The following is a 14,858-nucleotide window of genomic DNA, read 5'->3' as shown; positions in this document are numbered from 1 at the left end:
CGATGACCCGGCCGCTCACCGGCCTTCGCCCTCCTTGTTCTCCTTGCGGAGGTAGTCGCTGAGCTCGTCCAGCTCGGCCCGGACCTGGTCGAGCCGCTGGGGCGCGGGCGTGGGCGGCGGAGCCGGCACGGTGTACGGGTTGGGGGTGGGCGGCGGGGTCGGGTGCTGCTGGGCCGGCACCTGGTGGTGGGCGGCCGGCGGGCGGTACGGGGCCGTGGCCGGGCCGGGCACCGGCGTCCGGGTGTCGTACGGTCCCGGCGCCGCGTAGTGCCGCGCCTCCATGATCAGGTAGTACGTGATGACGCCGACGAGGAGCGCTATGAGCCAGCCGACGCCGACCAGCGCCTGGGTGTCCGTCATCTCGTCCTCGTCGGGCAGGGCCGCGAAGAAGGCGAACAGGCCGATGGTGAGGACGAGCGTGACGGCGAGCAGCCACCAGTCACGGGGTCTGCGGGTGACGACCGCGAGCCTCAGCATCGCCACCCATCCGAGGAAACCGCAGCTCAGCACGGTCAGCACAACAAAGGTCACGCGCAGCGCGGTGAGCGTCGCCGAGGACGGCCGGGGCGTCGGCGGCTGCTGCGGCGGATAGCCGTAGCCGTGCATGTGCTGCTCCTGGGAGGCGTACGTGAGTCGGACGTGTGCAGTGAGCGTATACACCGCCGCCGACAGACCGTCCCCCCTTGTGCCCAACCGTTGCCTATGAGGTCACCGGGGCGTGACCGGACCGTCCGTCAGGCGGTCGTGGACCCTGCGGACCGGGCCGTACGTCAGGCAGTCGTTGACCCTGCGGACCGGCCGGTCGCCAGGGCCGCCGGGGCCGCCGTGAAGTCCACCTCGGCGGTGCGCAGTACGCGGATGCTCCGCCCGGGGAACCGCAGGTTCCGGTAGATCTCGTTGTGGTGCGCGATCGACGCCTCCGGCGCCGCGTACGGGCCGGGGCCGGGCCGGAGTGACGTGGTGTGGGCGTCGGCGACGAGCACCACGTCGTAGCGGAGGCTCAGCGCCCGCCGGGCCGTGGACTCGACGCAGATCTCGGTGGCGAACCCGGTGACGACGACCTCGGTGACCCCCATGTCCCGCAGCGTGGCGTCGAGTCCGGTGCCCAGGAAGCTGTCGGGGCTCGACTTGGGGACGACCGGCTCGCCCGGCGCGGGAGCGAGTGCGGGGGTGGTGCGCCACCCCTCGGTCCCCGGCTCCAGTTCGTCGTCCTGGTGCTGGACCGTCACCACCGGTACGCCGGCCGCCCGGGCCCGCTCCCGGAGTTCGGCGATCCGCGAGACGGTCTCGGCGCCCCGGTGGGCGATGGCCACCAGGGCGTTCTGCATGTCGATGACGAGGAGGGCTGGGGTGTGCGGCACGGGCCCACGCTAACGGCGACGGGGCGGCGGCGCACCGGAGTTACGTACCGCCCCGGCACCCCTCACACCCGGTGCCGCACCCACACGTTCGGTTCCGTGTAGACCGCGTACCCGTGCGCGGGCGAACAGTGCACCGGCACCAGCGCGCCCGGCACCTCCACCGGACCCTCCGTGTCGAACGGCAGCCCGGTCCACTCCCGCCACTGCGCGAGCGTCCCGCTCACCGTCATCGACACCGGGGCCACCGAGTCCACGACCCCGCCCGCCCGGACGTGGACCCGCAGCCACGGGTCCTCGGGCAGCCCGTCCTCGGGGCGGGTGAGCCGGGCGTACTCCTCCATCGGCAGCGCGGCCCGCAGGTGCTTGCCGCTCGGCCGCACCGGGGCGACGACCTCCGCGAAGCCGTGCCGCCCCGTGTTCTCCCGCATCGCGGCCAGCATCCGGCCCGAGATGCCCTTGCCCTGGTGCCCGGTGGCCACCGTGATCTCGATCGCGCCGACCGTGTCGGGGGTCCGCCCGCGCCGCAGGTCCGAGAACGCCCACAGCAGCATCCGGTCCCAGCCGCCGACGGGCAGCTTCCCGCGCCCGGGGGCGTCCAGCGCGAACGGGACGCTGTGGGCGCGGGCGACCACGGAGCCGTCCGGGCCGGTGGCGACCAGTACGTACTGCGGGAACTCGACGGCTGTCCGCCCGAAGTCCGCCCAGCCGACGATGTCCTCCAGGACGAACTGCGGCGAGGTGTCCGGCATCCCGTCCAGTGCGTCGGCGAGTTCGGGGCGCTCGGCGAGCGTGGTGATGTTCAGCTCCATGGGGCCGACCCTGGACGGCCCGTACCGCCTGCGAGCAGGGATTTTCGACGCGCCGGGCCCTCGCGACGGCCGACCCCGGGGGCCGTTCCCCCGAAGCCCGGACAGGGGAACCGTGAGGTGTCCATGCCGCGTCCCCACCCGTGACTTCGTACCGTGCACGACACCATGAGGAGCAGCACCATGAGCCAGCCAGGCAATACGCCGTCCCGCCCCCGGAGAGGTGCCGGGTGTCTGCAGAGCCTGCTGGTGCTGGCGGTGATTCTCGGCCTGGGCTACGGCGCGTCCAAGGTCTTCGGCGACAAGGACTCCTCGTCCTCGTCGGCGTCCTCGTCGCCCTCCTCCGCGTCGGACGGCAAGGGCGGTTCGTGGGAGGTGGGTGACTGCGGCGGGCCGGATCCCGAGAACAAGCCGGACGGCTACCGCGCGTTCGACTGCGACGACTCCGGCGCGACCTTCGAGGCGCTGGAGATCAAGAGCGCGAGCATCCTGCCCAACGCGATCCAGTGCCCGGCCGGAACGGATCTGATCATCCAGGTCTCCCGGGTCTTCGGCTCCGGCGACAGCAAGAAGGGCGGCGGCATCCCCACCAACACCGTCTGCGGCCGGAACCTGACCGGGGACCACCCCGGGGACGCGGGCGCCGGGGGCGGGCAGCTGGTGAAGGGCGACTGCATCACGTCCACCGCGAAGGAGGTCGCCTGCGCCTCGGCCGGCTCCGACGCCTTCAAGGTGCTCGACCTCGTCAAGGAGAAGGAGCAGTGCCCGGCGGCGACCACCGAGCCGATGGAGCTGATGATGGCGATGGGCCGGCCGTACGACGTGATCTGCGGCGGCAAGGTCTAGGGCCGTCAGGGCACCGGGGCGGCTCAGCCCCCGCACTGGGCGAGCATCGCCTGCTTGTCCGGTGCGGTGACGGGGAGTTCGTACTTCAGCGAGACCTGGGCGAACCGCACCGCGTACGAGCAGCGGACCGGCTTGTACGGCGGCAGCCAGGCGGCCGGGCCGGAGTCGCGCTTGGCGTTGTTGGCCGGGCCGTCCACCGGGAGAAGGTTGAGCGGGTCGTTGGCGATCTGCTGCCGCTTGGTCTCGTTCCAGCGGGCGGCGCCCATCTGCCAGTTGTAGGACAGCGGCATCACATGGTCGATCTGCACCTTGGTCGCCTGCTGCTTGCGCCAGTCGATGCTCCTGCCGGTGTAGGGGTCCTTGAGCTTCAGCGAGACGACGACGCAGTCGGAGCCCGCCCGGTGCTCGATCTCCTTGCCGTCCCGGGCGAGGAGGTCGTTGCGGGTGTCGCAGCCGTTCCGGGCGAGCGGGATGCCGTCGATCCCGTCCTTCCACGCGGACCCGAACTCGCGCCGTTCGTAGCCGGTCTTGGGGCCGCGCCCCTTGGTGGCGACCTTCTCGATGATCTTCCGCGCGGCGGCCCGGTCGGCGTCGCTGGTGAGGGGCGCCAGGCCCGGCTTCGTACCGTCGGGGTTGTCCAGCGGGCTGACCCCGAAGCCCTCGGCGGACTGCGCGCCGCCGTTCGTACCCCCGCTGGTGCCGCCGCCGCTCTCCGCCGCGAGGTCGTCGGGGTCGCAGCCGGCCAGGGCGAGCACGACGAGGGCGCTGAGGGCGGGCAGGGCCGCGGCTCGGTAGGTACGGGGAGATATCACGTGAAGCCATCCTGACGGGGAGAAAGCCGAACGCCCAGAATCCTATGGGCGTCTTCCCCGTCGGCGGGGCTTTCATGACTTGGCTTCAGCAGGTTCCGGCAGAGTGCCCAGTCACACCTTCCCGATGCCGAGAGTGTTCTCCCCCGGCAGCATCCCGGAGCCGACGACCTCCAGCCAGGGCTCCCCCAGCAGCTCCACGAGCCGATCGCCCCTCCTCCTCCAGGGCCCGCCACGGCGCGGCGGCCTCCTCGTCGGTGCGCAGCTCCACCTTCGCGCGCAGCTCGCGCCCGGCCTCCGTGGCCGTGCCGTCCGCCGCCAGCAGCCCGCGCTCCTGGAGCCGCCCCCGGGCCGCGCCCCACTCCTCATCGCCCCATCCACGGCTCGCGAGCACCTCGGGGCGGGCAGCGCCGACCGCCGCGAAGGAGACCAGCGACTCGACCGGGTCGAGGCCGGCCCCGGCCAGGGCGGCGATGTGCCCGTCGCCGCGGTGCTCGCGCAGGACGGTCGCCGCGTGCCAGAGCGTCAGGTGCGGGGCGTCGGGCCAGGGCAGGGCGGAGTTGGCGTGGCCCATGCCATGGGACACCTGCCCGCCCCCGGCCGCCTCCGCCGCGCCGCGGGCCAGCGCGGCGGCCTCCGCGAACCCCGGCCCCTCCACCCGGTCCCCGAACAGCGCCCGGTAGGACCGGTCGACCGCCCGCAGCCGGGCCGCGAGCACGGCGTCCGGGTCGGCGGCCGCCCAGACGGCCGGAACATAGCGGTCCACCATCGCCGGGGCGGAGCTGTGGAACGTCCGCACCACCTCCGGCGCCCCCGACGGCGCACATCCGTCGGTGCCTCACGCGATTTCGTCGTCGATGTCCTCACCGAGTGGCAGCTCGCGGCCCTGATCGACGACATAGAGCTCTGCGTCTCGGAGCTGGCGACCAACGCCCTGCTCCACGGCGTACCGCCGGGCCGGGAGTTCGCCGTCCGGCTCGACCTGGCCGATGACCTCGTGCGGCTCAAGGTCCGGGACAGCGTCGACGGGCGGCCGGAGATTCAGCACCCGGACGAAAGCGGTTGCTCGGGACGCGGGCTGTTCCTCGTCGGTGGACTCGCCGCGGACTTCGGCGTCGACCACCATGTTGTGGGCAAGACGGTGGGCCGCGTTCAAGCGGCCCCCGGCGCCGTAGCATCTCCGGGCGACACGCATTCGTGCCCCGCCGGGTCAGCCGGGCGGGGCACGATGAGTTGGGCGGTACCGGAGCTACGAACCCAGGATCGTCGTAAGGAACTCCCCGGTCCACGACAGCAGTTCGCGTCCCACCACCGGCTTCCCACCGATCCGGCCCGTCGTCGGGCGCGGGACCAGGATCTGGTGGGCGGTGGGCTTGATGACCGTCTTGGGGTGCATGCGCTTCAGGCGGAGCTCCTGGGACTCGCGGAGCTCCACCGGGGCGAAGCGGATGTTGGAGCCCTGGAGGACGATCTCGCCGACTCCGCAGGCGCGGGCCAGCATGCGCAGGCCGGCCACCAGGAGGAGGTTCTCGACCGGTTCGGGCAGGGGGCCGTAGCGGTCGGTCAGCTCCTCGCGGACCGCGCGGATGTCGTCCTCCGAGTTGGCCTGGGCGATCGCGCGGTACGCCTGGAGGCGCAGCCGCTCGCCGGGGGCGTAGTCGTGCGGGACGTGGGCGTCGACGGGGAGCTCGATCTTGACCTCCAGCGGGGGCTCCTCCTCCACGCTGCCGTCCATCTGGGCCCGGTAGTCGGCGACCGCCTCGCCGACCATGCGGATGTACAGGTCGAAGCCGACGCCCGCGATGTGGCCGGACTGCTCGCCGCCGAGGAGGTTGCCCGCGCCTCGGATCTCCAGGTCCTTCATCGCCACGTACATGCCCGCGCCCATCTCCGTGTGCTGGGCGATCGTGGCAAGGCGCTCGTGGGCCGTTTCCGTCAGGGGCTTCTCGGGGGGGTAGAGGAAGTAGGCGTAGCCCCGGTCGCGGCCTCGGCCCACGCGGCCGCGGAGCTGGTGGAGCTGGGAGAGGCCGAAGTTGTCGCCGCGCTCCACGATCAGGGTGTTGGCGTTGGAGATGTCGATGCCGGACTCGACGATCGTCGTGGAGACCAGGACGTCGAACTTCTTCTCCCAGAAGTCCACCACCACCTGTTCCAGGGCCTGTTCGGACATCTGGCCGTGGGCCGTGGCGATCCGGGCCTCGGGGATGATCTCGCGGAGGCGGGCGGCTGCCCGGTCGATGGACTCGACCCGGTTGTGGATGTAGAAGACCTGCCCCTCGCGCAGCAGTTCACGCCGTACGGCCGCGCCGATCTGCTTCTCCTCGTACGGGCCGACGAAGGTGAGCACCGGGTGGCGCTCCTCCGGCGGGGTGGTGATCGTGGACATCTCGCGGATGCCGGTGACCGCCATTTCGAGCGTACGGGGGATGGGGGTCGCGGACATCGTCAGGACGTCCACGTTGGCGCGGAGCTTCTTGAGCTGCTCCTTGTGCTCGACGCCGAACCGCTGCTCCTCGTCCACGATGACCAGGCCGAGGTCCTTGAACGTGGTGTCGGCGGAGAAGAGGCGGTGGGTGCCGATGACCAGGTCGACCGAGCCGTCCTTCAGGCCTGCGAGGGTTGCCTTGGACTCCGTCTCCGATTGGAAGCGGCTCAATGCCCTTACGTTGACCGGGAATTGGGAGTACCGCTCGGTGAACGTGCCGAAGTGCTGCTGGACCAGGAGAGTCGTCGGGACCAGGACCGCCACCTGCTTGCCGTCCTGGACCGCCTTGAACGCCGCGCGGACCGCGATCTCCGTCTTGCCGTAGCCGACGTCGCCGCAGACCAGCCGGTCCATCGGGACCGTCTTCTCCATGTCCTCCTTGACCTCGGCGATCGTGGAGAGCTGGTCGGGCGTCTCCGCGTACGGGAACGCGTCCTCCAGCTCCCGCTGCCAGGGGGTGTCGGGGCCGAAGGAGTGGCCGGGGGCCGCCATCCGGGCCGAGTACAGCTTGATGAGGTCGGCGGCGATCTCCTTGACCGCCTTCTTCGCCCGCTGCTTCGTCTTCGTCCAGTCGGCGCCGCCGAGCCGGTGCAGGGTCGGGGCCTCGCCGCCCACGTACTTGGTTACCTGCTCCAGCTGGTCGGTCGGGATGTAGAGGCGGTCCCCGGGCTGGCCGCGTTTCGCGGGGGCGTACTCGACGAGCAGGTACTCACGGGTCGCGTCCTGGACCGTGCGCTGCACCATCTCCACGTACCGGCCGACACCGTGCTGCTCGTGGACGATGTAGTCGCCCGCCTCCAGCGTCAGCGGGTCGATCGTCTTCCTGCGGCGGGCCGGCATCCGGCCGAGGTCCTTGGTGGCGGTGCGCTGGCCCGTCAGGTCGGTCTCGGTGAGCACCGCCAGCTTCAGCGCCGGGTCGACGAAGCCCTGGTCGATGGCCCCGCAGGAGACATGGACCAGGGACGGGGGGATCTCGGTGAGGTCCGGGGCCAGGCGGGCCGCGATGCCCTCGCCGCCCAGCACCTCGACCGTACGGGTGGCGAGCCCATGGCCCTCGGTGACGTACACCGTGCGCCATCCGTCGGCCAGCCACCCCTTGGTGTCGGCGAGCGCGCGGGCGGTGTCGCCCCGGTACGCCTCCGGGGCGTGCATCGAGAGCTTGAGGGTGTCCTCGTCCAGGTCGGCGTCGTCGGCGGCGAACGGGGAGGTCGACCACCACATCATCCCCAGCTCACGGGCCCGGTCCCGGACGTCCGCGATGCTCCGCAGCGAGGCCGCGCCCACGTCGATGGGGGCCTCGCCGCCGCCCGCCGTCGCCGCCCACGAGGCCTGGAGGAACTCCTGGCTGGTGGCGACCAGGTCGGACGCCCGGGTACGGACCCGCTCCGGGTCGCAGACCAGGGCCATCGACCCCTTGGGCAGGACGTCGATCAGCAGCTCCATGTCGTCGACCAGGACCGGGGCCAGCGACTCCATACCCTCGACCGCGATGCCCTCCGCGATCTTGCCGAGCAGCTCGCCCAGCTCCGGGTGCGCCTCGGCGAGGGCGGCGGCCCGTCCCCGTACCTCGTCGGTCAGCAGCAGCTCACGGCAGGGGGGCGCCCACAGCCCGTGGTCGGCGACCTCCAGGGACCGCTGGTCGGCGATCTTGAAGTACCGGATCTCCTCCACGTCGTCGCCCCAGAACTCCACCCGAAGGGGGTGCTCCTCGGTCGGCGGGAAGACGTCCAGAATCCCTCCGCGTACGGCGAACTCGCCGCGCTTCTCGACCAGCTCCACCCGGGAGTACGCGGCGGCGGCCAGCGCCTCCACCACCTCCCCCAGGTCCGCGTTCTGCCCGCTCGTCAGTGCCACGGGCTCCAGCTCGCCGAGCCCCTTGACCTGCGGCTGGAGCACGGAACGGACCGGCGCGACGACCACCGAGACCGGACCCGTCTCCGGGTCGTCCTCGCGCGGGTGGGCCAGCCGCCGCAGCACGGCGAGGCGGCGGCCCACGGTGTCCGAGCGGGGCGAGAGGCGCTCGTGCGGCAGGGTCTCCCAGGAGGGGAACTCCGCCACCGTGTCCGGCGGCAGCAGGGTGCGCAGCGCGGCGGCCAGGTCCTCGGCCTCCCGGCCGGTCGCGGTGACGGCCAGCACGGTCCTGCCGGTCTGCCGGGCCAGCGCGGCCACGGCGAACGGCCGGGCGCCCGGCGGACCCACCAGGTCGACATGCATACGGTGGCCGTCGGCGGCGGCTTTCACCGCCTCGGCGATCGCCGGGTCCGTTACGACGACATCCAGCAGACCGTGCAGGCTCATAGGGGCATCCGTCCGGGTCATGAGGTGGTGAGATGTTGCCGGCAGCCGGCTGCTACCAGGGGCAACGCGAAGAGCCCGACACGTGGGACGAGCCGGGGGTTCCCAGCGTACGACCCGGCAGTGACAGCCGCTCCCGCAACCGGGGCGGCGGCGGTGTACCGGGTGGGCCGTGTGGGGAGTCTCTACGTGGACGGCGCCGGGGTCTCCACGGGGTGCCCGTTCGGGCACCCTCGCGGGTACCGGCGGTACCCGTCCGGGGCCGTCCGTCGCGCCGCCACCACCGCTCGTCGCCGGTCGCCCACCGTTCATCTCCGTAGGGCACACAGTTCTGTCCGGGGTCCTCACAGGAGTGATCCCACCGTCTAGTCTGTGGCCGACCATGGCACGAACGGTTTCCGACGGATCACCGGCGCAGACACGGTTCCACCAGTTCCACCGGCCGCGACAGCGGGCGGCGAACGGCACCGCAGGGCGATCCCCCGCGGGGCACGGACTCAAGCGGACACCAGGTATCGGGTATCGGGGGCGTACGTGGGCGAGAACGAGATGGCGGTTTTCGGGGTGTCCGAGGCCGAGGAAGAGATCTACCGCCACTTCCTGCGCAACCCCGGCACCGCCGCCGACGGCCTCCGCCTCCTGCTCCACCACGAACCCGGGCAGGCCCGTGTCCGGATCGGCCGGCTCGAAGAGCTGGGCCTCCTCCGGGCGGACGGTGACGGCCGCCGGATCGTGCCCGTCGACCCGGAGACCGCCCTCTCCCGCCTGGTCGACCTGCGGCTCCACACGCTCCACCAGGAGCTGCAGCGCGTCACCCGGTCGCGGCACGTCATTGATGGTCTACGCGCGGAGCAGGGGGCCCGTACGCCCCCTGCGCAGGGCATCGAGCAACTGGAAGGGCTCGCCCAGATCCGCAACCGGATCGACGACCTAGCCTTCTTCGCCCGGGACGAGATCCTCTCCGTGGAGCCGTACACCCGGCTCTCCCCGGAGAACATCGCCCGCTCCAGACCGCTGGACCTGCGCTGCCTCAGACGCGGGGTCCGGATCCGCAACGTCGTCTCCAGCGTCGCCCTCCAGGACCCGCCGACCGCCGCCTATCTGCGGGAGCTGTCCGAGCACGGGGCCTCGATCCGGGTCACGACGGACACCACCGAACGGCTCCTGGTCTACGACCGCCGGGCCGCCCTCGTACCGCTGGACCCCCGTGACACCGCCCGGGGCGCGCTGCTCGCCCACCGCAGCGGTCTGGTCTCCAACATCATCGCGCTGTTCGAGAAGATCTGGGACCAGGCCGAGGAGCTGCCCCCGGCCGACGGCGGGAACGGCACCTCCCGCAGCGAGCTCTCCGCCATGGAGCGGCGGGTGCTGGTGGCGATGTGCACGGTCGGCAAGGACGAGGCCGGGGCCAGGGAGCTGGGGGTTTCGGTACGGACCTACCGGCGGCATGTCGCCGAGCTGATGCAGACCCTCGGCGCCGCGAGCCGCGCCCAGGCCGCGCTGCTGGCCCGCGAGCGGGGCTGGATCTGACACAGGGGCGTACGGGTCCGGGCGGCCGAAGCCGAGGGTGTCGGCGGCCCCGAGCGGGACGACGCAGGGGGCGGGCAGGTCACCGCCGGGAGTGGCGGTGTGGCGGGCGGTCAGCGCGGACTGGAGCCCGGCGCGCGCCACATCGAGGGGGGTGGACGCCGTCGCCGTCGTCATGACTTGTCGCACCAGCGGAAGGTCTTCAGCGCCACCGCGCCGAGGACGAGGGCGAATCCGGCAAGCACCGCGCAGGCGACGCCGATGTCCTGGAGCGTGCCGCCGCCGGTCAGCGCGCCGGACACCCCGTCGTTGAGGTAGCGCAGCGGCAGGACGCGGGAGAGGCTCTGCATCCACGCGGGCATCGCGTCCAGCGGGAAGAAGGACCCGGACAGGAACGCCATGGGAATCATCAGACAGTTGGCGACGGCGGCGACCGCCTCCGGGGTCTTCGCGTAGCTCCCGACGATGACGCCCAGCGCGAGGAACGCGGTGATGCCGAGCACCAGAACCGGCAGCGCGAGCGCCCACCGGCCGTCCAACTGGCGCCCGGACGAAGGCAGTAGGGCCAGAGCGACGAACAGGACCGCCTGTACGGCCCCGATGCCGAGCGCCAGCGCATAGCGGGGACGACGATGCCAGCGCCGGAGGAAGACGCAGAGGCGTAGTCGTGTCAGCTTGCTGCACGCGGCGGCGCCCGCCCGTGCAACAAGCTGACAGCGCCCGCCGTGACCGGCGGGCGCTGTCGGGGAAGCGGATCGGCCCCGGGGCATTTGGAGGAACGCCCCGGGACCTGCCGGTCATCCTACGGTGAGCACCGGCTGTTCAGCGGTCGGTTCAGAGGTGGTCTCGACCTCTGTTGCGCGGGGCCCAGGCTCCTGTTCCGCGGAGGCCTCAGCCTCTGTTCCGCGGGGCCTCGGCCTCCGTCCCGAGGGGTCTCGGCCTCTGTTCCGCGGCGGACTCGGCTGCTGTTCCGCAGGGGCCTCAGCCGTCCGTCGCGATGGCGTTGAGGACGTTCATCCGGCCCGCCCGGAAGGCCGGGACGAGTGCGGCGAAGAGTCCGACCAGCGCCGAGCAGGCGAAGACCGTGAGGATCGTCGGCCACGGGATCTCCAGGACCTCAAGGCCCTCCAGGGCCAGCAGCTTCTGGGCCGCCGTGCCCCAGCCCATGCCCAGGCCCAGTCCGAGCAGGGCGCCGAAGAGGGCGATGACCACGGACTCCAGCCGGATCATGCGGCGGAGCTGGCGGCGGGAGAGGCCGATGGCCCGCATCAGGCCGATCTCCCGGGTGCGTTCGACCACGGAGAGGGCGAGGGTGTTCACCACACCGAGCACCGCGACGATGATCGCGAGGGCGAGCAGGCCGTAGACGATGTTCAGCAGCTGACCGACCTGGTTCTTCAGGTCCTCCTTGAAGTCGGCCTGGTTCTGCACTTTGTAGACCGGGTACTCGGCGAGCGCGCTCTTGAGGGCCGCGTACGCCTCCTTCTCCTTGCCCTCCTCGGCCTTGCCGAACATCGCCACGTTCTGCGGCATCTTGTCTGCGGCGATGTACGCGGTGGCCGTGGTGAGGTTGGTGTACATCGCGCCGCGGTCGATGTTGGTGTCGTCGGAGGTGATGGCGGCGACCTTCAGCTTCGCGCTCTCCCCCGTCTTGAACGCGATGGTGAGGGTGTCCCCGACCTTGACCCCGTGCTTCTCGGCGTAGTCCTCGCCGACGGACATGGCGTTCTTGTCGTAGGCCTTCGCCAGGTCGCCGGAGAGCGCGGTGCGGCGGACGTCCTGCTGATACGTCGGGTCGGTGGCGGTGATGCCCTCGTCGACCGTCTTGCCGTTGGGGGCGGTGATCTTCGCGTCGAGGAAGGTGTAGTCGGTCATGTGCTCCAGGCCGGGCACGGCGTGCAGGGCCTCGGCGGCCTGGGGCACGATCGGCCGACCCCCACCGCTGTCCTGGACGATGAAGTCCGCGCCGACCGACCTGTCGAGCTCCTCGGTGGCCGAGGCCACCATCGAGGAACCGACGACGGAGAGGCAGGCCACCAGGGCGAGCCCGATCATCAGGGCCGCGCCGGTCGCTCCCGTACGCCGGGGGTTGCGCAGCGCGTTGCGCTCGGCCAGCCGGCCGACCGGGCCGAAGAGCCGCAGGACGACCACGCTGAGGGCCCGGACGACGACACCGGCCAGCAGCGGACCGATCACGATGAAGCCGATCAGGGTCAGCAGCACACCGACGGCGAGGAACATCGAGCCCTCGGTGGCCTTGTCGGCCTGCGTCGTCGCCCACAGGGCGGCGCCGCCGGCCCCGGTGAGTACCAGGCCGATACCGGCCCTGACCCAGCCCGACCGGCCGTCGGCCGGGGTCCCGGCGTCGCGGAGGGCGGCCATCGGGGAGACCTTGCCCGCCCGGCGGGCCGGTATGTACGCGGCGAGGACGGTGACGACGACACCGAGCACAAGGCCGATCACGGGGGTCGTCCAGGCGACGGTGAGATCCCTGGTGGACAGCTCCATGCCCACCGCGCCCATCAGCTTCATCAGCCCGACGGCGAGTCCGATGCCGGCGGCGACACCGAGCACGGAGCCGACGATGCCGAGGAGGACCGCCTCCAGCAGCACGGACCGGTTGACCTGCTTGCGGCTGGAGCCGATGGCCCGCATCAGGCCGATCTCGCGGGTCCGCTGGGCGACCAGCATCGAGAAGGTGTTGACGATGAGGAAGATGCCGACGAGGAAGGCGATCCCGGCGAAGCCGAGCATCGCGTACTTCATGACGTCCAGGAAGGCGCCCATGGAGTCCTTGTTGGCGTCGGCGGCCTCCTGCTGGGTCTGCAGCTTGTACGCGGCGGAGCCGTCGAGGGCCGCGGCCACGTTCTTCTTGAGCTGGGTGTCGCTGACGCCGCTCTCGGCGGTCACCAGGACCTGGGTGAAGACGTCGGGGGCGCCCAGCAGGTGCTTCTGGGCGGTGGCGGTGTCGAGGTAGACGACGGCGGCGCCCGGGTTGGTGACGGTGAAGGACGCGATGCCGCTGATCTTCGCCCTGATGTCACCGGTGACGGCTATGGTGCGCAGCTCGTCGCCGATCTTCAGCTTGTGCTTCTTCGCGGTGTCGCCGTCGACCATCACCTCGGTGGGGCCGCGGGGTGCGTGTCCGGAGGTGATCTCCATCGAACGCAGGTCGTTGTCGGTCCAGTTGCTCGCGATGGTGGGGGCGCCGGTCTCGGAGCCCATGTTCTTGTTCTCGCTGTTGACGACGGTCACCGCCATGGAGAAGGCGGCGCCCTCCGCCTTCTTCACGCCCTCGGCCTTCTCGACCTGCTGGACGAGCGAGGCGGGCAGGGAGACGGGCTTGCCGTTGTCGGGCTGCTCGTCGTTCTCCTGGGCGTCCTTCGGGCTGACCGTGACGTCCGGGGAGGACACGGCGAAGAGCTTGTCGAAGGTGGTGTTCATCGTGTCGGTGAAGACGAGCGTGCCGCAGACGAACGCCACGGAGAGCAGCACCGCCACCGCGGAGAGGGCCATCCGGCCCTTGTGCGCGAAGAAGTTGCGCATCGAGGTCTTCCAGACAGTCATGACGTCCGCCCACGTGCGTCGAAGTGCTTCATGCGGTCGAGGACCTGGTCCGCGGTCGGGTTGTACATCTCGTCGACGATGGAGCCGTCGGCGAGGTAGAGCACCCGGTCCGCGTAGGAGGCGGCGACGGGGTCGTGGGTGACCATGACGATGGTCTGGCCCAGCTCGTCGACCGACCTGCGGAGGAAGGAGAGGACTTCGGCCCCGGCCCGGGAGTCCAGGTTCCCCGTCGGCTCGTCACCGAAGATGATCTCCGGCCGGGCGGCGAGCGCCCGGGCGACGGCGACGCGCTGCTGCTGGCCGCCGGAGAGCTGGGTGGGGCGGTGCTTGAGGCGATCGGCGAGACCGACGGTCTCCACGACCTGGCGGAGCCAGTCGGCGTCGGGCTTGCGGCCCGCGATGTCCATCGGCAGCGTGATGTTCTCCAGCGCGTTGAGCGTGGGGAGCAGGTTGAACGCCTGGAAGATGAAGCCGATCCGGTCGCGCCGTAGCTGGGTGAGCTTCTTGTCCTTGAGCTTGGTGATCTCGGTCTCGTCGAGGAAGATCTCGCCCGACGTCACCGTGTCGAGGCCGGCCAGGCAGTGCATCAGCGTCGACTTGCCGGAGCCGGACGGGCCCATGATCGCCGTGAACTGCCCGCGGGCGATGTCCACGTCGACATGGTCGAGCGCGACGACCCGGGTCTCCCCGCTGCCGTAGGCCTTGACGACCTGCCGCGCTCGCGCCGCGACGGCCGTACGCCCTCCAGTGCCCCCGTGCCTGGGAATGGTTACAGCCGTTGTCACGGTATGTCTCCTATATCACTTGATGACGTGCCGGTCGATGGCGATCCGGTCGTTGGCCGGGCCATGCCGATGGATGACGGGACGTCGTTGAGTACGGTCCAAGTCTGGGTTCAGCAAGCTGTCCGGCGCGATGGTGCCCAGCGCAGTCTTGAGGTGGGGTTTTCCCCACCCTCCCCCCTGCTGCCGTCCCCAAGCGCGACGTAGGAACAGGTTAAGGAAACGCCCTCGCTCTCCACGTCCTCCGCGGGGAGGAAGGGGCCCTGGCCACTATGAGGGGGTGCCCCCTAGGGGAAGTCGTCCTCCGGGGGGAGACGGGGTCAGGGTCCCCCCGGACGCGGGGTCCGGGTCGCTCTCGGGGAACCGGGGACCGGAAGCGT

9 protein-coding genes and 3 pseudogenes are annotated in these 14,858 nt (G+C 71.3%); 3 read left to right on the top strand and 9 right to left on the bottom strand.

The genetic code is table 11. The annotated features are described in order from the left end of the window. Positions 1-15: 15 nt before the first annotated feature. The 3 genes from ACK8N7_RS22300 to ACK8N7_RS22290 form a co-directional block, all read right to left on the bottom strand. Positions 16-606, bottom strand: coding sequence for a hypothetical protein (locus ACK8N7_RS22300; RefSeq protein WP_403212428.1), 591 nt, complete (start codon positions 604-606; stop codon positions 16-18). Positions 607-770: 164 nt separating this feature from the next. Then, a complete protein-coding gene (locus ACK8N7_RS22295) occupies positions 771-1,361 on the bottom strand; it encodes a cysteine hydrolase family protein (RefSeq protein WP_500443881.1) in 591 nt (196 codons plus the stop codon). A 62-nt stretch (positions 1,362-1,423) separates the two neighbouring features. Further along, positions 1,424-2,170, bottom strand: a complete 747-nt coding sequence (locus tag ACK8N7_RS22290; protein WP_500443879.1) for an N-acetyltransferase — start codon at positions 2,168-2,170, stop codon at positions 1,424-1,426. A 180-nt stretch (positions 2,171-2,350) separates the two neighbouring features. Between ACK8N7_RS22290 and ACK8N7_RS22285 the strand changes: the two genes are divergently transcribed. Beyond that, complete coding sequence (locus ACK8N7_RS22285) at positions 2,351-3,013, top strand: hypothetical protein (protein ID WP_403212434.1); 663 nt, start codon at positions 2,351-2,353, stop codon at positions 3,011-3,013. Positions 3,014-3,036: 23 nt separating this feature from the next. Here the strand turns inward: ACK8N7_RS22285 and ACK8N7_RS22280 are convergent, their stop codons facing one another. Further along, a complete protein-coding gene (locus tag ACK8N7_RS22280; RefSeq protein WP_500443877.1) occupies positions 3,037-3,825 on the bottom strand; it encodes an HNH endonuclease family protein in 789 nt (262 codons plus the stop codon). A gap of 111 nt (positions 3,826-3,936) precedes the next feature. After that, positions 3,937-4,639 (bottom strand): annotated as a pseudogene (locus tag ACK8N7_RS22275) (SCO6745 family protein); the annotation flags it as partial. Between ACK8N7_RS22275 and ACK8N7_RS22270 the strand changes: the two are divergent. Further along, positions 4,607-4,906: pseudogene (locus ACK8N7_RS22270) on the top strand (ATP-binding protein); the annotation flags it as partial. The pseudogenes ACK8N7_RS22275 and ACK8N7_RS22270 sit on opposite strands and share 33 nt — an antisense overlap. A 165-nt stretch (positions 4,907-5,071) precedes the next feature. Here ACK8N7_RS22270 and mfd read toward each other — a convergent pair. After that, positions 5,072-8,605, bottom strand: coding sequence for a transcription-repair coupling factor (gene mfd / locus ACK8N7_RS22265; protein ID WP_500443876.1), 3,534 nt, complete (start codon positions 8,603-8,605; stop codon positions 5,072-5,074). 531 nt (positions 8,606-9,136) lie between these two features. Here mfd and ACK8N7_RS22260 point away from each other — a divergent pair. Then, complete coding sequence (locus ACK8N7_RS22260; protein WP_500443874.1) at positions 9,137-10,132, top strand: helix-turn-helix transcriptional regulator; 996 nt, start codon at positions 9,137-9,139, stop codon at positions 10,130-10,132. Between the two features lie 170 nt (positions 10,133-10,302). On the opposite strand, the pseudogene ACK8N7_RS22255 reads toward ACK8N7_RS22260, so the two are convergent. From ACK8N7_RS22255 to ACK8N7_RS22245, 3 genes and pseudogenes are all read right to left on the bottom strand, one after another. Further along, a pseudogene (locus ACK8N7_RS22255) lies at positions 10,303-10,752 on the bottom strand (ABC transporter permease); the annotation flags it as partial. Positions 10,753-11,110: 358 nt separating this feature from the next. After that, a complete protein-coding gene (locus ACK8N7_RS22250; protein WP_500443873.1) occupies positions 11,111-13,696 on the bottom strand; it encodes an ABC transporter permease in 2,586 nt (861 codons plus the stop codon). Continuing rightward, entirely contained in the window at positions 13,693-14,481 is a 789-nt protein-coding gene (locus tag ACK8N7_RS22245; protein WP_500443871.1) for an ABC transporter ATP-binding protein, read from the bottom strand. Before ACK8N7_RS22245 ends, ACK8N7_RS22250 begins: the two co-directional genes overlap by 4 nt. Positions 14,482-14,858: the final 377 nt, after the last annotated feature.

Origin of the sequence: Streptomyces griseobrunneus (assembly GCF_046713465.1) — a bacterium.
GTDB classification, from domain to species: Bacteria; Actinomycetota; Actinomycetes; order Streptomycetales; family Streptomycetaceae; genus Streptomyces; species Streptomyces microflavus.
This window is presented reverse-complemented; position numbering and strand designations above follow the sequence as displayed.

What these genes read in the sequence shown, in the direction of transcription:
- ACK8N7_RS22300 (WP_403212428.1), bottom strand. Translation starts at nt 606, where the DNA reads ATGCACGGCTACGGCTATCCGCCGCAGCAGCCGCCGACGCCCCGGCCG.
- ACK8N7_RS22290 (WP_500443879.1), bottom strand. Translation starts at nt 2,170, where the DNA reads ATGGAGCTGAACATCACCACGCTCGCCGAGCGCCCCGAACTCGCCGAC.
- ACK8N7_RS22285 (WP_403212434.1), top strand. Translation starts at nt 2,351, where the DNA reads ATGAGCCAGCCAGGCAATACGCCGTCCCGCCCCCGGAGAGGTGCCGGG.
- mfd (WP_500443876.1), bottom strand. Translation starts at nt 8,605, where the DNA reads ATGAGCCTGCACGGTCTGCTGGATGTCGTCGTAACGGACCCGGCGATC.
- ACK8N7_RS22250 (WP_500443873.1), bottom strand. Translation starts at nt 13,696, where the DNA reads ATGACTGTCTGGAAGACCTCGATGCGCAACTTCTTCGCGCACAAGGGC.